This window comes from Aquirufa sp. HETE-40SA, from assembly GCF_054558635.1.
Genome location: NZ_JBPXKN010000001.1, coordinates 73,623 through 94,075, shown reverse-complemented (window position 1 = coordinate 94,075; position 20,453 = coordinate 73,623). Strand labels below are relative to the sequence as shown.

The 20,453-nt window shown below is 42.7% G+C and carries 16 protein-coding genes and 1 tRNA gene; 12 read left to right on the top strand and 5 right to left on the bottom strand.

Going from position 1 to position 20,453, the window contains the following annotated elements; all coding sequences use genetic code 11:
* Nucleotides 1-22 precede the first annotated feature (22 nt).
* The gene (locus tag ACRZ9O_RS00440; RefSeq protein ID WP_459455292.1) at nt 23-1,231 is read left to right on the top strand and encodes an ABC transporter permease; all 1,209 of its coding nucleotides are present in this window, start codon (nt 23-25) and stop codon (nt 1,229-1,231) included.
* Nucleotides 1,231-2,763 (top strand): M61 family metallopeptidase, encoded by a 1,533-nt coding sequence (locus tag ACRZ9O_RS00435; RefSeq protein WP_459455290.1) that lies wholly within the window; start codon nt 1,231-1,233, stop codon nt 2,761-2,763. The genes ACRZ9O_RS00440 and ACRZ9O_RS00435 overlap by 1 nt, the downstream gene beginning before the upstream one ends.
* On the opposite strand, the gene ACRZ9O_RS00430 is transcribed toward ACRZ9O_RS00435, so the two are convergent.
* Both ACRZ9O_RS00430 and ACRZ9O_RS00425 read right to left on the bottom strand, forming a co-directional pair.
* A complete protein-coding gene (locus ACRZ9O_RS00430; protein ID WP_459455288.1) occupies nt 2,760-5,033 on the bottom strand; it encodes an NADP-dependent malic enzyme in 2,274 nt (757 codons plus the stop codon). The genes ACRZ9O_RS00435 and ACRZ9O_RS00430 overlap by 4 nt on opposite strands.
* Nucleotides 5,034-5,039: 6 nt before the next feature.
* Complete coding sequence (locus ACRZ9O_RS00425) at nt 5,040-6,302, bottom strand: cation:dicarboxylate symporter family transporter (protein WP_459455286.1); 1,263 nt, start codon at nt 6,300-6,302, stop codon at nt 5,040-5,042.
* A gap of 115 nt (nt 6,303-6,417) precedes the next feature.
* On the opposite strand from ACRZ9O_RS00425, the gene trxB reads away from it, so the two are divergent.
* Genes trxB through bshB1 form a run of 3 tightly spaced genes read left to right on the top strand, consistent with a single transcriptional unit; the run spans nt 6,418 to nt 9,176 of the window.
* Nucleotides 6,418-7,356, top strand: coding sequence for a thioredoxin-disulfide reductase (gene trxB / locus ACRZ9O_RS00420; protein WP_459455284.1), 939 nt, complete (start codon nt 6,418-6,420; stop codon nt 7,354-7,356).
* Between the two features lie 9 nt (nt 7,357-7,365).
* On the top strand, nt 7,366-8,475 hold the full coding sequence (locus tag ACRZ9O_RS00415) for a peptidoglycan DD-metalloendopeptidase family protein (RefSeq protein WP_459455282.1): 1,110 nt from the start codon (nt 7,366-7,368) through the stop codon (nt 8,473-8,475).
* 5 nt (nt 8,476-8,480) lie between these two features.
* A complete protein-coding gene (bshB1, locus tag ACRZ9O_RS00410; protein ID WP_459455280.1) occupies nt 8,481-9,176 on the top strand; it encodes a bacillithiol biosynthesis deacetylase BshB1 in 696 nt (231 codons plus the stop codon).
* A 172-nt stretch (nt 9,177-9,348) separates the two neighbouring features.
* On the opposite strand, the gene pdxH is transcribed toward bshB1, so the two are convergent.
* Entirely contained in the window at nt 9,349-9,981 is a 633-nt protein-coding gene (gene pdxH, locus ACRZ9O_RS00405) for a pyridoxamine 5'-phosphate oxidase (RefSeq protein WP_459455278.1), read from the bottom strand.
* A gap of 65 nt (nt 9,982-10,046) precedes the next feature.
* Between pdxH and polA the strand changes: the two genes are divergently transcribed.
* Complete coding sequence (gene polA, locus ACRZ9O_RS00400) at nt 10,047-12,866, top strand: DNA polymerase I (RefSeq protein ID WP_459455276.1); 2,820 nt, start codon at nt 10,047-10,049, stop codon at nt 12,864-12,866.
* Between the two features lie 194 nt (nt 12,867-13,060).
* On the opposite strand, the gene ACRZ9O_RS00395 is transcribed toward polA, so the two are convergent.
* Nucleotides 13,061-13,930 (bottom strand): carbon-nitrogen hydrolase, encoded by an 870-nt coding sequence (locus ACRZ9O_RS00395; RefSeq protein ID WP_459455274.1) that lies wholly within the window; start codon nt 13,928-13,930, stop codon nt 13,061-13,063.
* A gap of 119 nt (nt 13,931-14,049) precedes the next feature.
* Between ACRZ9O_RS00395 and ACRZ9O_RS00390 the strand changes: the two genes are divergently transcribed.
* The 6 genes from ACRZ9O_RS00390 to ACRZ9O_RS00365 all read left to right on the top strand — a co-directional run bounded on the left by ACRZ9O_RS00390 (nt 14,050) and on the right by ACRZ9O_RS00365 (nt 19,463).
* Entirely contained in the window at nt 14,050-15,531 is a 1,482-nt protein-coding gene (locus ACRZ9O_RS00390) for a glycine--tRNA ligase (RefSeq protein WP_459455272.1), read from the top strand.
* Nucleotides 15,532-15,550: 19 nt separating this feature from the next.
* A complete protein-coding gene (locus ACRZ9O_RS00385; protein ID WP_459455271.1) occupies nt 15,551-17,626 on the top strand; it encodes a DUF349 domain-containing protein in 2,076 nt (691 codons plus the stop codon).
* Nucleotides 17,627-17,687: 61 nt separating this feature from the next.
* Nucleotides 17,688-17,760 (top strand) — tRNA-Thr (locus tag ACRZ9O_RS00380).
* A 175-nt stretch (nt 17,761-17,935) separates the two neighbouring features.
* Nucleotides 17,936-18,175, top strand: coding sequence for a helix-turn-helix domain-containing protein (locus tag ACRZ9O_RS00375; protein ID WP_459455269.1), 240 nt, complete (start codon nt 17,936-17,938; stop codon nt 18,173-18,175).
* Nucleotides 18,150-18,476, top strand: a complete 327-nt coding sequence (locus tag ACRZ9O_RS00370; RefSeq protein ID WP_459455267.1) for a HipA N-terminal domain-containing protein — start codon at nt 18,150-18,152, stop codon at nt 18,474-18,476. The genes ACRZ9O_RS00375 and ACRZ9O_RS00370 overlap by 26 nt, the downstream gene beginning before the upstream one ends.
* A complete protein-coding gene (locus ACRZ9O_RS00365) occupies nt 18,477-19,463 on the top strand; it encodes a type II toxin-antitoxin system HipA family toxin (RefSeq protein WP_459455265.1) in 987 nt (328 codons plus the stop codon).
* On the opposite strand, the gene ACRZ9O_RS00360 is transcribed toward ACRZ9O_RS00365, so the two are convergent.
* Entirely contained in the window at nt 19,460-20,437 is a 978-nt protein-coding gene (locus ACRZ9O_RS00360) for a glycosyltransferase family 9 protein (protein WP_459455263.1), read from the bottom strand. The two genes, ACRZ9O_RS00365 and ACRZ9O_RS00360, sit on opposite strands and share 4 nt — an antisense overlap.
* Nucleotides 20,438-20,453: the final 16 nt, after the last annotated feature.

The following is a 20,453-nucleotide window of genomic DNA, read 5'->3' as shown; positions in this document are numbered from 1 at the left end:
TCAGAATTGAAAATCAAATCTAATGAATTTCCCTCTTTTTGTCGCTAGGCGTATTCGGAAAACTCAGGACACCTCCTTTTCAAAGACGGTGACCTATGTGGGTATCGGGACGGTGGCCGTAGGAACGGCGATTATTCTGGTGTCATTTGCGATTCTTTTTGGCTTTAAATCAACAATTGAAGATAAGCTTACAAGCTTTTCTGGTGATGCACGCATCTCTCAAATTTCAGGTAATCATTCTTTTTCCGAAATCCCCTTGGTTCGCGACCGAACTTGGGAAGCACAAACGTTAAAGCGTCCGGAGATCGATCATATTCAGGCTCACATTCAGAGACCCGGTATTGTTGTAGGTAAAGATGGTTTGGCTGGAATCATAGTAAAAGGGATTGGTAAAGATCTTCCAGTCAAGCAACTTGAAAAAAACATTGTAGGTGGATCACCTATCATTAATGGACCTCAAGAGATTATCCTGAGTAAAACTTTGGCAAAACAACTTAAGGTTAAAACGAATAACTCGCTGATCCTCTATTTTCTGAGCGCTCCTGAAAGACCGCGAAAAGTAAAAATAAAAGGCATCTATGAAACAGGGCTTGAAGAACTGGATAAATTAATTGTGTTAGCAGACCGTGACTGGGTTCAAAAAATGAACGGCTGGACGGCTGACTCCTTAGGCACCTATGAAATATTCTTTAAAGAAAAGCAAAATCTACAAGCGAAAACCAATGCAGTAGCCAAGACGATGCCGCCAGAATGGAGCATTAAACCCGTGACAGAGATCTATCCTGGGCTATTTGAATGGATGACTATGCTGGATAGAAACATCGTGATTTTCATTAGCCTCCTCTTCGTAGTAGCTTGCTTTAATCTGATTGCCACACTTTGGGTGCTCATTATGGAACGCGTACCTATGGTGGGACTTTTGAAATCGATGGGAGCCTCCGCTTCACAGATTCGCCGAATATTTTGGTGGAATGGCCTATTTATTTTGGTAAGAGGTTTAATCATCGGAAATGGCATTGCGTTTCTTTTCTGCTACCTTCAATATAGCTACCAACTGATACCGCTAGATCCAGAAAGTTATTTCATGAATAGTGTGCCTATCGAATGGGATGGGGCCACATGGGGAATTGTTAATGGACTTACGATTCTTTTAGTAAGCTTTATGATGAGCATTCCTACCCTGTTGATTACCAAAATAGAGCCTAATGAGGCCCTTAATTTCAAGAATTAATGCTCAAGAAACTTTTATTGCTACTTTGCTCCTTCTCAACCGTATATGCACAAGATAGCCTTCGCTATACCATTGATTTAACTAAATTACAGAACGATCGCCTAACGGTTGAAGTACAATTACCTGTAGGCGTAAAAGAGTTTTGTTTTCCTAAAATGGTACCGGGTACGTATGCGATCTATAATTTCGGAAGGTATGTAAGTAATCTGCAAGCCTTTGACCAGAATGGAAAGTCCCTACTTGTCGTTCGGAAGGACACGAATACTTTTTCTTTCAAAAATGCCTCCTCTTTAAGCTATGAGGTAGATGATACCTGGGATAGTCCAGAGATTAAAGGAACGTATATTTTCGAGCCTGCGGGTACTAATTTTCAAAAAGATACCTTATTTGCCCTCAATACGCATGCATTACTAGGCTACAATAAAGGGCTAGAGCAAATTCCTGTTTCATTGCAATTGAAAACTTCGAAAGGATTAGTTGCCTCCTCCTCTATCATGTCAAAGGATGGAAAATATATAGCCTCCTCTTACCAAAAATTAACTGACGCACCCATCTTGGTGGCACCAGCCGATACGGTTCATTTGCGAGTGGCAAATGCTGACATTTTGATTTCTGTCTATTCCCCTAATAAAAAAATAAAGGCTTCAGAGGTAGCTGAGCAACTAACACCTTTATTGAAAGCTCAATTAAACTACCTAGGTGGCACTTTCCCTGTTGAAAATTATGCCTTCCTCATCGTCATGTCAGCTCATTTGAAAAATGGCAGTTATGGCGCCTTAGAACACGCTCAATCCTCTTTCTATTATTTACCCGAAGACTCCATCAAGGTCATGGGTCCCGTCATTCAGGATGTAAGTGCACACGAATTTTTCCACATTCAAACCCCGCTAAATCTTCATTCAAAAGAGATTGGTTCCTTTGATTTCCAAAATCCACAGATGTCGAAGCACCTTTGGTTGTATGAGGGCTTAACTGAATATGCCGCTCAGCATATGCAGCTTCAAGGAGGCCTGATTAGTCTACCTGCATTTCTTGAGCGAATGACAGAGAAATACCGAACGAGCCATTTTAGCTTTGATAACTCCATTCCATTTACAAAGATGAGTAAAGGGGTTTTGGCAAAATACAAAGAGGAATATGGCAATGTATACCAAAAAGGAGCCCTTATTGGTCTTTGTCTTGATTTATACCTTCGTAATGAAACCAAGGGTCGCTATGGAACCCAGCAACTCATCCGCGACTTATCAGCTCGATTTGGCCCAGAAAAATCCTTCAACGATGATGATTTATTCCAACTCATATCAGAGACAACTAAAGTGAAAGGAATTAAAAAGTTCTTAGCCCTTTATGTCAGTGGAAGCAAAGATTTACCCCTAAAGGAGCTATTACCCACAATCGGATGTGAATTACGCAGTTCAGGTGGCAAGAAAGAAAAGGAGGCAATTTTAGAGGCGATGAAGCAAGAATTGAAGGAGGTAAAAAATCCAAGCCCCTCCCAATTAGATTTGAGAAAAGCTTGGATATACAATTAAACGGTCTGTGCCTCCACCACTGCAATCGCGACCATATTCACAATCTCGCGAACGGATGCCCCTAATTGCAAGACATGCACCGGTTTACGCAATCCTAACAAGATAGGCCCGATGTATTCAATATCTGCCGCTTCCTTTAACAAGTTATAGGCAATATTCGCTGAGGAAAGATTAGGGAAAATCAGCGTATTCGCTGTATCGTTTCCTAAAGTCGCGAATGGATAATTTTGTTGTCTTAATTCCTTATCAAAAGCTAGGTGAGCCTGCATCTCCCCTTCAATCATCCACGTTGGATGTTTTTCTTTCAGAATTTGCGTAGCTGCTCGCATTTTCAAAGCATCTTCCCCATCAGCAGAACCAAAATTCGAATAGGAAAGCATCGCTATCTTTGGCTTTAAATTAAAGCGCTCTACCGCCTCCGAAGTCAGCTCTGTTATCTCCACAATATCAGCCACAGATGGCGAGAAATTAATGGTCGTATCAGAGAAGAAGAGTGGCCCTTGCTTACTCAGTAACAGGTACATACCCGCTACCTTAGTAACTCCTGGTTTTTTACCGATGATTTGTAAGGCGGGACGAATCGCATCTGGATAATTCTTCGTCAAACCAGAAATAACCCCATCTGCGCGATTCGTCTCTAACATCATCGCAGCGAAGTAATTACTCTTACGTACCTGCTTCTCCGCCTCCCACTTCGTGAAACCGCGACGCTTGCGCTTCTCATAGAATAGTTCTGCAAATTCAGCTAACAAGCCCGCATTGTCTGGGTGCTTGAAATCAAAGATCTCAATATCCCCTAAGTCAATGTGGTGCTCTTCACAGATCGCATCGATATTTGCCTTACGCCCTAATAAAATCGGTTTTGCGATACCTTCGTCTAATACTTCGCGAACAGCCTTCAATACTTTCAAGTTCTCCGCCTCTGCGAACACAATTCGCTTCGGTTTCGACTTCGCACGTTTAAGAATGAACTTCATCACCTGATTGTCTAAACCAAGGCGTTTCGCTAATTGAGTCTCATAAGCATCCCAATTCTTAATCGGCTTCGTGGCAACACCTGAGTCCATCGCCGCTTTAGCAACTGCCATCGAGATGGTCGTTATCAAGCGTGGATCTACAGGTTTAGGAATAATATATTCTGGGCCAAAGCTCAGCGATTTCTCATTATAGGCCAAATTCACAATATCAGGCACCGGTTTCTTTGCTAAGCAAGCCAAAGCCTTCGCCGCCGCTAATTTCATCTCGTCATTAATCTCGGAAGCACGTACGTCCAAGGCTCCTCTAAAAATGAATGGAAAACCTAACACGTTATTAACTTGATTCGGAAAATCTGAACGACCTGTCGCCATAATCAAATCCTCTCTCACTGCTTTGGCCTCATCATAACCAATCTCAGGAATGGGATTCGCCATCGCAAATACAATTGGATTCGCAGCCATTGTGGCTATCATCTCTGGCTTCAAGATTCCTCCTACCGAAAGACCCAGAAAAACATCCGCTCCCTTCATCGCCTCAGCTAATGAAGTATTTCTGCCCGCCTTACCCGCTAATGGAGCTAAGTAGCGATTCAAATCCGGACGATCCGCAGAAACTAATCCATCCTTATCGAAAATAGTGAAGTTCTCGATGCGCGCACCGAGCTTTAAATACAATTTAATGCAAGAAATAGCCGCAGCACCTGCGCCTGAAATCACAAATCTTGTATTCTCGATTTTTTTATCAACTATCTCCAAGGCATTTAGTAGCGCTGCAGACGAAATAATCGCCGTGCCGTGCTGATCATCGTGCATGATGGGAATCATCAAACGCGCTTTCAGTTTCTCTTCGATCTCAAAGCATTCCGGGGATTTAATATCCTCTAGGTTGATCCCGCCAAAAGTCGGTTCCAAGCGAGCCACCGTATCTACAAAATCATCTGGATCGGTTACCGCTAATTCAATATCAAATACATCAATGTCAGAGAAGACTTTGAAAAGGACTCCTTTTCCCTCCATCACTGGCTTGCTAGCTTCAGGACCAATGTTACCTAATCCTAATACGGCGGTACCGTTTGAGATGACACCAACTAGGTTTCCTTTGGCCGTGTAATCGTATACTTTCTCTACATTATTCGCAATTTCTAAACAAGGCTCAGCCACACCTGGCGAATAAGCTAACGATAAATCGCGCTGAGTTGCGGTCGATTTCGTGGGTTTTACCTCAATTTTTCCGGGTTTCCCTCCTGCATGATACTCGAGCGCATCTTCCCTTAAAATGGATGAAATAGACATATATATTTAATTTGTTGATTGTTCTGATTGAAATTCTCCTTCATGCTTCGCTAGCCAAACCGTTGCCACTCCATTTCCAATGAAATTCGTGATCGCTCTTGCCTCCGACATAAATCGATCTACGCCTAATAATAGGGCCAAACCTTCCACCGGAATCACTTGCAAGGCACTTAAGGTAGACGCTAACACCACGAATCCACTTCCTGTTACACCAGCGGCTCCTTTCGAGGTTACCATTAAGATCCCTACGATGGTCAACATCTGCTCCCAGGATAATTGCACCCCATAGACTTGGGCTAAAAACAAGGTCGCCATGGATAAATAAATACTCGTCCCATCCAAGTTAAATGAATAACCCGCCGGCACCACTAGTCCCACCACTGACTTCGAACAGCCCATTTTCTCCAGCTTATGCATCAAAGAAGGCAAGGCGGCCTCAGACGAAGAGGTACCTAAAACAATTAATAATTCCTGTTTAATATAGCCCAAAAAAGCCCAGATACGCTCCCCACAGCTTCGCATAATAAAACCAAGTACCACAAATACAAAGACACCCATGGTTACATATACCGTCAGCATCAACTTCGCTAAGGGAAGCAACGAATGAATTCCAAATTTACCAATGGTGAATGCCATCCCACCTAAAGCCCCGAGAGGAGCTAAATACATCACGACTTTTAAGCCTTTAAACACCCAATGCGAAGCCTGTTGCATACCAGCAATCATTCTCGCCTTTCCACGCACATAATTCAAAAAGATTCCAAAGAAAATCGAGAACCCTAATACCTGTACGGTAAAGTTTTCTTTCAAAAAGCCCATCCAAGAGAATCCTGCTGCTTTTTGAGTATATTTAGAAATATCCCCACCTGCAATATCGTCTCTGATAACTCCAATTCCCGGTTCGATTAGTGTAGATACAGCTAATCCAATCAATAAGGCAATCGTAGTCACAACTTCAAAATACAGCAGTGCCTTTCCACCTACACGACCCACCTTTTTCAAGTTACCCATATTCACGATCCCTAAACTGATCGTTAAAAAGATAATGGGGTTGATAAATAGTTTAACCAAACTAATAAATACTCCACTAAAAACTTCACTAAGCGTAGGTCCAAAACTCAAATCAACACCCAATAGATTATAGGTAAACTTAGATTCAAGTACCTTTAACAAGGCTAATTCAGGCGAATAATGACCCACTAAAACGCCCACTAAAATGGACAATAATACCCAAAAAGTGAGGTTCTGTAAAATAGTTTGGCTCTTCATTCGTTTAGTTTAGGTTAATTGACAAATGTAAGAATTATTAAGAAAAATCATTGCTTGTGTTTCTGCCTATATTTCCCGAATTTTGTAGGCTCATTCCCATTCGATAAATATTCCAATGTCAGAAAAAATTAAATGCCTAATTATCGGTTCTGGCCCAGCCGGATACACTGCAGCCATTTATGCGTCCCGTGCAGGATTACATCCTATCATGTACCAAGGTGGACAACCAGGTGGTCAATTAACCACGACGACAGAAGTAGATAATTTCCCAGGCTACCCGAATGGAATCGATGGTCCGGCCATGATGGTGGATTTAGAGAATCAGGCAAAGCGTTTTGGGACGGATGTTCGTTATGGCATGGCCACTAAAGTAGATTTCAGCTCCTCTCCTAAGAAGGTTTGGATCGATGAAACTACAGAGATCGAAGCCGATGCGGTCATTATCGCTACCGGCGCAAGTGCAAAATGGTTAGGATTAGAAGGGGAGACAACATTCAACGGACTAGGCGTTTCAGCTTGTGCGGTTTGTGATGGATTCTTCTATCGCAATCAAACTGTAGCTGTAGTAGGTGCAGGAGATACAGCCGCTGAAGAAGCGAGTTATTTAGCCAATTTATGTACCAAAGTACACTTAATCGTCCGTCGTGGCGAAATGCGTGCTTCTTTAATCATGCAAGAGCGCGTAAAAAATAACCCGAAGATTGAGATCCATTGGAACTCAGAGACTGAAGAAATCTTAGGTGATGCAAACGGGGTAACCGGCATACGCATCGTAAATAATGTGACGAAAGCGAAAGAAGAAATTGCATTAACTGGTTTCTTCGTTGCGATTGGACACCAACCCAATACCGCGATCTTTAAAGGCACTTTAGAGATGGATCCTCAAGAATACTTAATTACAGAAAAAGGGAGTACGCGTACGAGCATAGAAGGCGTCTTCGCTTGCGGTGACGTGCAAGACACTATTTATCGCCAAGCAGTTACCGCAGCAGGTACCGGTTGTATGGCGGCATTGGACGCGGAACGCTGGTTAGCCGCGAACAATTTACATTAATAGAAACATATGAGGTTAATCACCTATATTTTTGGATGTATTCTGTTGCTGTCAGGCTTTTGCTTGAAGGCGCAAGAGCGGAATTTATTCAAGAAAAAAACAGAAATCGAAGTCAAATCTAATTCTCAGCTTTTCCAAGAAAAGAACAAGAAGAAGGATGAACTGGATGAGCTTCCTCCTTTGCAATTTAGAAACGAAACGGAATCCATAGGGGTTACCGCTGGTTCTGAATTACAAGAAAGAAAGTTTGAGCCCATTAAAATGGTCAATGCAAGTATCAGTAATTTCGATACGACCTCTATCGACGAAGGCGAGAATTTAATTGTGGAAATAGAAGAAGAAGCGGCACCTGAAGGAACGGAGGATTTCGTTTCGGTGGCTTCCTATTTTGCAATTTGGGATACGAAAATTATTGATCCCTATGATATAGATGCTAAAGAATTTGACGAACCTGTCGACATCGAATTGTATAATACAGCAGCAGGTCGAAACTGGGCAGCACCTTTAGAGATTGTGAAACAAACGAGTCCATTTGGGCCACGCTGGGGTCGACTACATGCTGGGGTGGATTTAGACTTGGAAACGGGTTACCCCGTTTATTCCGTTTTCGATGGAATTGTTCGCGTAAGTCATTACGACCGATCTGGTTATGGAAATTATGTGTTAGTACGCCATTACAATGGATTTGAGACCTTATATGCTCACCTTGCTTCCCCAGGTGCAGAGCCCGGAACACTTGTAAAAGCGGGTGACCAAATCGGTGTAGGTGGAAGCACAGGACGCAGTACAGGTTCTCACTTACACTTTGAGACGCGCTACGAAGGTAATCCCATGAACCCGAAGAACGTGTACAACTTCAGCCCATTCGAACCCGTTTCTGATCACATTATCATCACGGCTAGATCTTTTGACATTCGTTCCCTATCCTTAAAAAACGAATATGGTTCTGTAGGGGACAAAGTTCGTTCGAGAACAAAGGCTTGGACCAAAGTTCGTCAAGGAGATACTTTAGGTGCCATCGCTAGAAGAACAGGGGTTTCGATTGCTAAATTGAAAAAATTAAATGGGATGAAAAACTCCTCGGTCATTCGAGCTGGTCGCCGTATCCGCATTCATTAATCGCTATGAAACTAGACATTCTCGTGATGGCTGCACATCCAGACGACGCAGAATTAAGCTGCGCTGGAACCATTTTGAAGCACATTGCTGCAGGTAAAAAAGTAGGTATCGTAGATTTCACCCGCGGAGAATTAGGTACCAGAGGAACCCCAGAAATTCGCCTACAAGAATCAGCTGACGCAACTCAGATTCTAGGATTACACGCTCGTGAAAACCTAGGCATCCGCGATGGATTCTTTCGTAATGATGAAGAAACTCAATTAAAGCTCATCGAAATCATTCGCAAATACCAACCAGAAGTGGTGCTGGCTAATGCTCTAGAAGACCGCCACCCCGACCATGGAAAAGGGGCACAATTAGCGATTGATTCTTGTTTCTTATCAGGTTTACGCCAAATTAAAACAGGCGATCTTCCTGCCTGGAGACCTAAACAAGTTTATCACTACATTCAAGACCGGTATTTAGAACCCGATTTCGTTATTGATATCACGGCTGATTGGGATCAGAAAGAAGCCGCTATCCGCGCATTCAAGAGTCAATTCTTTGACCCTTCATCTACGGAACCTTCTTCTTATATTTCTAGCCCTGACTTTTTGAACTTCATCCAAGCACGTGCCATGGAAATGGGACATAAGATTGGGGTGAAGTATGGGGAAGGGTTTCAGAAGCAAGGACCGTTGGAGGTAAAGTTATTTTTGTAAAGCATAAAGCACAAAGTATAAAGCATAGATTTGGAGTCGCCTTTGGCGATGATTGCATGAAGTGATTTACAACATCTAAACAATAAAAAGAGCGGCTAAAGCCGCTCTTTTTATTCCAACTTTGTTCTTTATGCTTTGTGCTTTATTCTTTAAAAAGCGGCTAAAGCCGCTTTTAAGGCGCTACCCGATAACACTCCCACTCCCCTTTCTCCCTCGCATCATACACCACGCGGTCGTGCAAACGTGAAGGTCTGCCTTGCCAAAATTCAAAATAGTCTGGTACTAATCGATAACCTCCCCAGTGGTCTGGTTTAGGAATCTCTTTACCTTCATATTGCGTAGCTAGCTCAGCATACCGTTGTTCTAATAATTCGCGGGAAACGCGGGAGCTTTGCTCCGATACCCAGGCACCTAATTGTGATTCGCGCGGGCGGGAATGGAAATAAGTGGTAGAGAGTTCGGTAGAAAGTTTTTCGACGTGGCCTTCGATGCGGATTTGGCGCTCAAGTTCAACCCAGAAAAAGGTAATGGAAGCCTGTGATGTGAAAGCTAAATCTTGGCCTTTTCGGGATTCATAATTAGTGAAAAAGCTAAATCCATGGTCCACCGTTTTTAATAAAACGATGCGGCCGGATGGTCGACCTGATGCACTTAGCGTGCTTAAAAACATGGCGTTAGGCTCTGTAATCTGCGAAGATTGGGCTTCTTTAAACCAAACAGCAAATTGAGAAAAAGGATCGGGATGTACGTGTTGTTCGTGCAATTCTCCTTTTTGGTAGTTTAAGCGCAGGTCAGCTAAGTTCATAATTTCGAGGATAAATTTATTATCTTTACGGAAGGCATCTTTATCCCCAAATATAGCTGAATTACATGAAAAAATTATTCCTTTTTGACGCGATGGCTTTGATTTACCGCGCACATTTTGCTTTTGCTAAAACACCTCGCATTTCTTCGAAGGGAATTAATACTTCCGCCGTTTTTGGCTTTGCAAATACGATCCTAGAGGTCATTAACAAGGAAAAACCAGACTATTTAGGGGTTGCTTTTGACACACCTAAACCTACCTTTCGTCATGTAGAATATACCCCCTACAAGGCGCAGCGCCAGGAACAGCCGGAGGATATTACGATTGCGATTCCCTATGTAAAGCGTTTAGTGGAGGCGATGGATATTCCTTTGCTGATTTTAGATGGCTACGAGGCGGATGATGTGATCGGGACGATTGCGAAGAAAGCGGTGCGGGCGAATCCAAACATCGAAGTGTTTATGATGACTCCAGATAAGGATTATGGGCAATTAGTGGAGGAGCGCATTAAGATGTATAAACCAGCCTTTATGGGCAAAGGTGTAGAGGTTTTAGGGCCAAAGGAGGTTTGCCAACGTTGGAACATCGCTAATGTAGATCAAGTGATCGATATGCTTGGTTTGATGGGCGATGCGGTGGATAACATTCCAGGCATTCCGGGTGTGGGTGAAAAGACAGCCCAAAAGCTCATCGAGCAATTTGGCTCTTTGGAAAACTTACTAGACAACACCGATCAACTGAAAGGCAAATTGCAAGAAAACTTGATCAATTTCCGCGAACAAGGGATTTTATCGAAGCATTTGGCCCGCATTATGCTCGAAGTGCCTGTCGAATACGAAGAGGAAAAATTAAAAGCAACGCCTCCTAACCGCGCGCTTTTAGAGCCTTTGTTAGAAGAATTAGAATTCAGAACACTGCGTAAGCGAATTTTGGGAGAAGACGAACTAGTTGTGGCGAAGGTGAAAGCCTCGCCTAAAGTGGATGCGAACCAGATGGATATGTTTGGATCACCTGCTCCATCCTCCGCTCCTGAAAAAGAGGAGGAAGAAGAGAATAGCACAACTAGCTATTCGAACCTTAGCAATACTGCGCACCAATACCATTTAGTGCAAGGCGAGAACGCGATTAAGTCTTTGATTAGCTTCTTGGACCGCCAGGATTCCTTCTGTTTTGATACGGAGACGACGAGTTTGGTGGCCATCGAAGCAGCCTTAGTGGGCATGTCCTTCTCTTACCGCAAGGGCGAGGCCTTTTATGTGCCGTTCCCAGAAGATCCGGCGGCTTGCCAGGCGCAGGCAGATTTATTTAAGGGTATTTTTGCCAAAGAATCTACCATTAAAATCGCCCAAAATATCAAGTACGATATGAGCGTCTTGCGTAATTATGGCATCGAAATCAAAGGTGCCACTTACGACACGATGCTCGCGCATTATTTGATTGAACCGGAAAAACGCCACGGGATGGACGCTTTGGCCCTCGCCTATTTAAGCTACGAACCGATGTCCATCGAAAACTTGATTGGCAAAAAAGGCGCGAAACAAGGAAACATGCGCGAGGTGGAGCTAAACTTGATCAAGGAATATGCGGCAGAAGATGCAGACATTACCTTGCAATTAAAGCCATTCCTGGACAAACAATTAACGACGAATCCGAAAGCTGTTCAGTTACTTCACGAGGTAGAAATGCCGTTAGCGCGCGTTTTGTCCACTATCGAATGCGAAGGCGTGAACCTTGACGTGCCTTTCTTACAAGAGATGTCGAAGACGTTGGAAGCAGATTCCAAAGCCGTTCAAGAAAAAATATTCGCCACGGCTGGCCAAGAATTCAACATCGCCTCCCCTAAGCAATTAGGCGAAATTTTGTTTGAGAAGCTGAAGCTAGATCCGAAAGCGAAGAAGACCAAAACCGGCCAATACATGACGGGCGAAGAGGTCTTATCTAAACTAGAAGCCGAGCACGAAATCGCCTCTTTAATTCTCGACTTCCGCGAATTACAGAAATTGAAATCAACCTACGTGGATGCCCTACCGGCCCTTATTTCGCCCAAAACAGGCCGCATACACACCTCCTTCATGCAAGCAGTTACTGCCACAGGTCGACTGTCTTCGAAGGATCCAAACTTACAAAACATCCCGATCCGTACCGTACGTGGTCGTGAGATTCGCAAGGCCTTTATTCCACGCGATGAAAACCACTTAATTTTATCTGCCGATTATTCTCAAATCGAATTGCGCATCATGGCAGCCTTCTCGAAAGACGAATCGATGCTCGATGCGTTCAATAACGGATTAGATGTACACAAAGCGACTGCCGCGAAAGTATTCCATGTTCCTTTGGAAGAGGTCACCTCAGACATGCGTCGTAAGGCGAAGACAGTGAACTTTGGGATTATTTACGGTGTTTCGGCCTTTGGCCTAGCAGCTCAATTAGCCATTTCCCGCACAGAAGCAAAGGAAATCATCGATCAATATTTCGTTGAATTCCCTAAAGTGAAGACCTTTATGGACCAAAGCATCACCGACGCTCGCGAAAACGGCTACGTCGAAACTGTTTTGGGTCGCCGTCGCTACCTACGTGATATCTTATCAGCTAATATGAATGAGCGTGGTTTTGCCGAACGCAACGCCATCAACGCCCCTATCCAGGGTTCAGCAGCCGATATGATTAAAGTGGCGATGATTCAAATCCAGGATTTCCTCGAAAGAGAAAACTTGAAATCGAAAATGATCTTAACCGTGCATGATGAACTTGTGTTCGACGCACATAAAGACGAGGTCGACTACCTAAAAACCCAAATCAACAAGATCATGTGCGAAGCCATGGATTTAGGCGTCGCGATGGAAACGGGTATTGGTGTGGGGGAGAATTGGCTGGAAGCGCATTAAAAATCAGCAGAGCAGCTTTTAAAAAGCGAAGCTTTTTTAAAGAATAGAGCACAAAGCATAAAGAATAAAGATGGAATAAAAAGAGCGGCAAGTGCCGCTCTTTTTATGTTATAGAAATATAAAACTCTTCACATAATTATCGCCGCAGGCGATACAAACTTTATAATTTGTGCTTTATTCTTTATGCTTTGATTTTAATCAATAAACCGCTCCGTAATCCCGCCATACGAATCAATCCTGCGATCTCTAAAGAAAGGCCAAGTTCTACGGTAGTATTCACTCGAGTCGACGTTCACATCCACTAAAGCAATTTCTTCTTGATCGTGAGAGGCTTGGAAGATTACGCGACCGAAGGCATTAGACACAAAGCTTCCTCCCCAAAACTGTTGGCCATTTTCGGTTCCAACGCGATTCACGGAAACGACTGGAACGCCATTTGCAACCGAATGTGAACGTTGGATCGTCTGCCAGGCTTGGTATTGTTCGCGGTTAATTTCACCATCTTTTTCTTCTAAATCCCAACCGATAGCCGTTGGATAGACTAACACTTCTGCTCCTTGCAAAGCCGTTAAGCGAGCAGCCTCGGGATACCATTGATCCCAACAGATGAGCACCCCTATTTTGGCAAACTTCGTATCAAAAACCTGATATCCTAGATCGCCTGGCGTGAAGTAATACTTTTCGTAATAGCCTGGATCGTCTGGAATGTGCATTTTACGGTACTTGCCCAGGTATTTTCCGTCTGCATCAATGACCGCAGTGGTGTTATGGTAAAGTCCTGCCGCCCGCTTTTCGAAAAGTGAGGCAACGATTACAACGTTTAATTCGGCTGCCAAAGCACCTAATTCATCTGTCGATGGACCGGGAATCGCCTCAGCCAAAGCAAAGAAATCCTGCTTTTCTTCGTAACAGAAATAGACCGACTTGAACAATTCTTGCAAGCAAATCACTTGCGCACCCTTAGAGGCTGCGTCGCGAATTGAGCTAATCGTTTTTTGCCAGTTTTCTGAAACAGTTGAGCTGCAGGATAGCTGAATTAAGGCGAAGGAAACGTTTTTCATCAATATCTTGGTTTTTACCATGTAAATCAGCCCAAAATTAAGAAAAAACACATTGCGAGCCTCATTCTTTCATTCTTTTCGGTAAATTGCAAATTAATACGATTGAAAATAAGATTGATTTAATGGAAAATAAAAAACAGGATACCGCCTCGGCATTGAAGGATATAATTTCACACGCGAAAGAATATGGATTCGTATTTCCTTCTTCAGAGATATATGATGGTTTGCAAGCGGTATATGATTACGGTCAAAACGGTGTCGAGTTAAAGAATAATTTAAAAACAGTTTGGTACAAGGCGATGACGATGTTAAATGACAACGTGGTAGGTCTTGATGCGGCTATTTTTATGCACCCATTGACTTGGAAGGCCTCTGGTCACGTGGATTCGTTTAACGATCCGATGATTGATAACAAGGATTCCAAAAAACGTTACCGCGCAGATACCTTATTAGAAGAAAGAGCGGCGCAATTAGAGGACGAAGGAAAAGAGGCAGAAGCGAAAGCTTTATTACAAAAGATGGCGAAATGCTTAGATGCAGGGGATTTAGAGGGAGTTCGCCAAATCATTATCGATGAAAATATCAAGTGTCCAGTTTCGAACACGGCTAATTGGACTGAGGTGCGTCAATTTAATTTGATGTTCTCCACACAAGTAGGCGCGGTTTCAGAGGATGCTAGTTTAATTTATTTACGTCCAGAGACGGCTCAAGGAATCTTTGTGAACTTCTTGAACGTACAGAAGACAGGCCGCATGAAGGTACCTTTTGGCATTGCCCAAATCGGAAAAGCCTTCCGTAACGAGATCGTTGCACGTAATTTCATTTTCCGTATGCGGGAATTCGAACAAATGGAGATGCAATTCTTCGTTCGCCCTGGCACAGAAATGGAATGGTATGCAAAGTGGAAAGAAACCCGTATGAAGTTCCACTTAGCCTTAGGTTTACCAGCTACTTCCTTGAAATTCCACGATCACGATAAATTAGCGCACTACGCAAATGCGGCGGTGGATATTGAGTATAAATTCCCGTTTGGCTTTAAAGAAATGGAAGGAATCCACTCGAGAACGGATTTCGACTTGAAAGCACACCAAGATTTATCGAGAAAAAAACAACAATATTTTGACCCAGAAATAAACGAAAATTACATACCTTATGTGGTTGAAACGTCCGTAGGGGCTGATCGTTTATTCTTAGCGATTCTTTGCAATGCCTATACAGAAGAGACGGTGGGCGAAGGAGAACAAGAAAAACAACGTGTTTTCTTAAATTTCCATCCTGCTTTAGCTCCTGTGAAAGTGGCCGTTCTTCCTTTAGTAAAGAAGGATGGTTTAGCAGAGAAAGCACAAGAAATTACAAACAGTATTAAATTTGCCTTTAATACCACATATGACGATGGTGGCGCCATAGGCAAGCGTTATACCCGTCAAGATTTAATTGGAACACCGTATTGTGTGGTGGTTGATTACCAAACCATGGAAGACAACACCGTGACCGTTCGCGATCGCAACACGATGACCCAAGAGCGCATTTCTATAGCAGACCTAAAAGAGAAAATTGGTTATGCTGTATCGATGGAGCGTATTTTTGAAAAACTTTTAAGTTAAAACGCAAACAACGACGATTATGATCACCGAAGAGAGCAATCCAGCAGAAGAATTGGAAACCACTCCCACTAGTCCAGAAGAAACACCAGCAGAGCCGACTGCCGAAGAGACTCCAGTTGAAGAAACTTCAATTGAAGTGACTCCAGTGGAAGCGACTGTAGAAGCAGAGGCTGTAGTTGAAGAGACAACAGTGGAAGAGACTGTAGAAGCAGAGGCAGTAGCCGAAGAGACAACAGTGGAAGAGACTCCAGTGGAAGAGGCAGCAACAGCAGAAGTAGCTCCAACTGAAGTAGCAACGCCAGCTGAGGTTGTTTTTCCGACAGTGGAAGAAAAGGCGGTGGAATTTCCGACTTTAGACCTTTCAAAAGCGACAAAAGAGAGCATTCTTGCCTTTTATGAGCAATTGAAATCTATTCTTCAAGCGAGCGCCTCATCGGCAAACTTCAAAAAAGTCGATGAATTAACTAAAGAGGTAAAGACGGCTTGGGAAGCGATCAAACAAGGTGAACGTGCTGAGGCATTAGCCGCATTTAAAGCTGTTAATGAAGATTCGGAGGAAGGATTTTCTTTTAAAGGAGATGAAATTTCACAAAAAATCGACGGAATTGCGACCTTCATTCGTTCTGAGAGAGGTGCATTCTTCTCTAATTTAGAGAAATTAAGAGAGAAGGCATTAGAAGGAAAAACGCGTTTAATTAATGAATTAAGAACTTTAGTGGATTCGGATGATAATTCAGATCCAGCACATGTGAATGCCAGCTTTAAGGCCTTCAAGAAAATTCAAGAAGAGTGGAAAGGCTTAGGCAGTGTGCAGGGACCTATGAATCAGACGCTTTGGCAGAGTTATCATGCCTTGGTAGATCGTTTCTACAGCAATAGAAGTATTTTCTTTGAACTTTTAGAGTTAGATCGCAAGAAGAATTTACAAGCAAAAGAACTAATCGCCAGTAAACTAGAAGGTTTAGCTGCTGAGATTTCGAAAGGCGGTGCTTTTCAGAAATTATTAAAAGAAGCAGAGGAACTATTCGAAGAATACAAACATATCGGTCCAGCTAACAGAGATAATAATGAGTCTTTGTGGACGCGTGTGAAGAAATCACTAGATGTTCTTTTCGAACAAAAAAGAGCGGTTCAAGATGCTCAAAAGCAAGTTTTTGAAGAAAATTTAAAAGTAAAACGCGAGATTGGTGACTTAATGAAGCACTACGCGAACTTCACCGCTGCAAACATCAGCGAATGGAACCAGGCTTCTAAAGCGGTATTAGCGTTGCAAGAGCAATGGAATAATTTAAAAGGTGGATTGCCTCGTGATGGAGGAAAAGAAGTAAGCCAAAATTTTTGGTCTGACTTAAAAACCTTCTTCAAACACAAGAGTGAATTCTTCTCGAAGATCGATGCAGAGCGTAAAGCTAATTTAGCGGCGAAGCAATTATTAATCGACCAAGTGAATGGCATTGTAGAAACAGGTACTATCACTCCTGAAGTGACTCAAATGGTTATCGAAACACAGAAAAAGTGGAAAGAGATCGGTCACGTGCCAGAAAAACAAAAGGATTCCATCTATGCTAAATTCAAGGCCGCTTGTGACGCCTATTTCAATTTAACTCGCGAGAAAGGTAAGAATGCGAAAGATGTAGAATTCGAAGCTAATTTAGAAGCTAAACAAGCTATATTGAAGGAAATGGAAGCCATGTTACAGGATCCTGGCCTTTTAGCTACCTTAGGCCAAAAGAAAGCGGCTTGGGATGCGATCGGTTTCGTTCCTCGCAATAATGTAAAAGCCATCCAAGAAAGTTTCCGCACCACGTGGAATGCGTTGATCGATTTAGCTCGCACTCAACCGAAAGAGCAATTAGCTGCTTGGGGTTTTGAATTAAAGTCTTTGGCTTCTGAAGCAAATACGGTTGGAGAAGAAAGAAAATCTACTTCCCCTGATGCGCGTAAGAAAATTCAAACCTTGGAAAATGATATTGCCGTGTTAACCAATAACTTAGAATTCTTTGCGAAGTCTAAAAACTCGGATAAACTACGTGCTGAGGTAGAAAAGAAAATTGCTCAAGCGGAAAAAGAACTCGAGAAATTGAAAAAAGATTAATTTTTTTCAATCAATATTTTGCGTTTTAATCCATTTGGCTTACTTTTGTGAACTCAAATGCGCCTCCTTAGCTCAGCTGGTAGAGCAACTGATTTGTAATCAGTAGGTCATTGGTTCGATCCCGATAGGAGGCTCTGAAAAGCTCGACAGTAATGTCGGGCTTTTTTGTTGCCTTATATCCTGGTAATTTACTTCCTAAATAATAATTTTCACCTAAATGACACAATACACATAAAAGTGCACTATATTGCATAATATTATCGTATTTAAGCCATTTTCGACAAATAATACATTAAAAAGAGCATTGTAATGCACCATCAAAACATCATAGAAACACTAAAAAAGCGTCGAATTAGCCTTTCGGTGAACCAAGAAACACTTGCTTTACTATCTGATGTAGGCCTGAGAACGCTGAAGCAAATTGAAAGCGGGAAAGGAAATCCCACCTTGGAAACCATCCAAAAACTAGCAGCTGTTTTAGGACTACAGCTAAAATTAGAAATCAAAAAATTAGAATCGGAAGATGAGGAAGGCAACGATTTTGTATAAGTCTGAACCCGCTGGAATTTTAAGTCAGTTGGATAATGGGAGTTTTCATTTTGGCTATTTAGATACTTGGCTGGAAGACAAAAAGAAACCGGCTATTAGTTTGACTATGCCTAAATCGAAAAAGGAATTTAAGTCCCCTCACCTCTTTCCCCTCTTCTTTCATATGTTACCAGAAGGGGCAAACAAACAGGCTGTCTCTAAATTTAAAAAGATAGATCCATCGGATCATTTTGGCATACTAATAAGCTGTGCACAATTCGATACGATAGGTGCGATCACCATAGAACAAATAAATCGGTAGGTGTCTATTTTAGAACTTCCATATTGCCCCAGTACATTAATCGCAGGTCACGCTACCTATAGTCGGTCTGCTATTCATCGACTCTTTTCTAAACACAAGGTGGATCACCAGCTATCTTATGATTCACCGGCGAGTTCTGATCTGGTGGCCGGAACTTTCTTTGAAAATAGAACGATTATGTCAGTTCCTGGCATGCAGGAAAAGTATTCATTCGTGCTAAAGAAGAATAAATTGCGTCTTGCCAAAGCTGGGGAATGCGGAGATTACCTACTGAAGCCGATTCCTGCTTTAGGGAGGAATAAACACCTGATGCCGGCAAATGAACATTTGACGATGCAAATTGCCCGCCAAGCTTTTCAAATCGAGACGGCAGAGAATGGAATTATTTTTTTCAATACGGGCGAACTGGCCTATTTGACAAAACGCTTTGACCGGGATGACGCGGGACAGAAGCGGGCGAAGGAGGACTTTGCGGTTTTGGCAGGTAGAACACCTCAATCCCATGGCATAAATTACAAATACGAAGGAAATTACCTCGAATTGTTCCAAATCATGCAGCAATATGTGCCTGCCTATGCCGTCGAGGCTCCTAAACTTTTTAAAATCCTGCTATTTAATTACCTGTTCTCGAATGGGGATGCGCATTTAAAGAATTTTTCTCTGTTGGAAACGGAAGACGGCGATTTCATTCTGAGTCCTGCCTATGATCTTATAAATACGGAGATGCACCAGGCTGAAATTGATTTTGCTTTACGTGGTGGATTATATCCTAAAGCTCAATACCAAGGCAAAATATTGAACCAATTTCTACAATTAGGTAAGCTGGCAAACATTCCAGAAAAGATGGTGGAGCGCATTCTGTCCCAAATGCTGGCTAATTCAACAGAGACCGAGCGATTAATTCGAAGTTCTTTCCTAGATGAAAGCGCTCAAAAAAACTACTACCAGGCTTACCAAGGAAGATTAAAACGATTGAAATTCACTTAGGCCTTCCACATTTCAGCCACTTTCCGCGCAATCTCAGGTAAATCCTGCTTTTTCATGCAATCGAAATGACCTTTAGGACACGACTTTGTGCCAAAATTCGAACAAGGCTGGCAAGTTAAATCAGGAACGATGGATTGAAAAACCAGCGCTTTTGAATCCTTTGGCATCAAAGGCTCTACCTGCAAGGCGGGCGAAGTAGCCCCCCAGATCGCAATGACGTTCTTTTCAAAGGCACAGGCGATATACAGCATTCCGGTGTCATGGGAAATGACAACTTTAGCTTTGGAAACAATCAAAGCAGATTCATGCAAAGAATAAGTGCCACAGGTATTCACAATACGTGCTGGATCTAACGCCGCAAGCGCATCCCCATCTTCTAATTCCTCCTTGCCTCCAATCAATACAATAGGATGGGTAATTTGGCTACACAAAAGCTTGAGAGAATCCAATGGCAATTTCTTCGTGGTAAAGGAAGCGCCGATCACTAAAGCGACATAACCATCAGGAAACAAAGCGGGCTCATGTACGCTAGCAGGAACAAAATAATCTAGCCCCTTTCCATCATAGCTGACGCCTAATGGGGCTAAAGTATCCACGCTTCGCAATGAAATATGACGCTCAGGCAACCGATTCACTCCGAATTTGGTTAATAGAAACTTCTCAACGCTCAGCTTATTATAGGATAAATAAGGGACTCCCAAAGCCTTTCTTATGCGCAAACTGCGCAAATTCTTATGTAAATCGATGATGTAATCGAACTCATAGGATTTTAATTCCTGAATCGTTGCGGAAATATCCTTATCAAAATAATGAAAGTGATCCACGTATGGATTCGACTCAGTCACCGCTTTCATGGACTTCTTTGTCAAGAAATGAATCTCCACATCAGGAATCTGCTGCTTCGCACAACGCAAGGCAGGAGAAGCTAAAACGATGTCGCCTATGGCCGAGAAACGAATAAAAAGTAGCCGCATATTAAATTCTGACTTT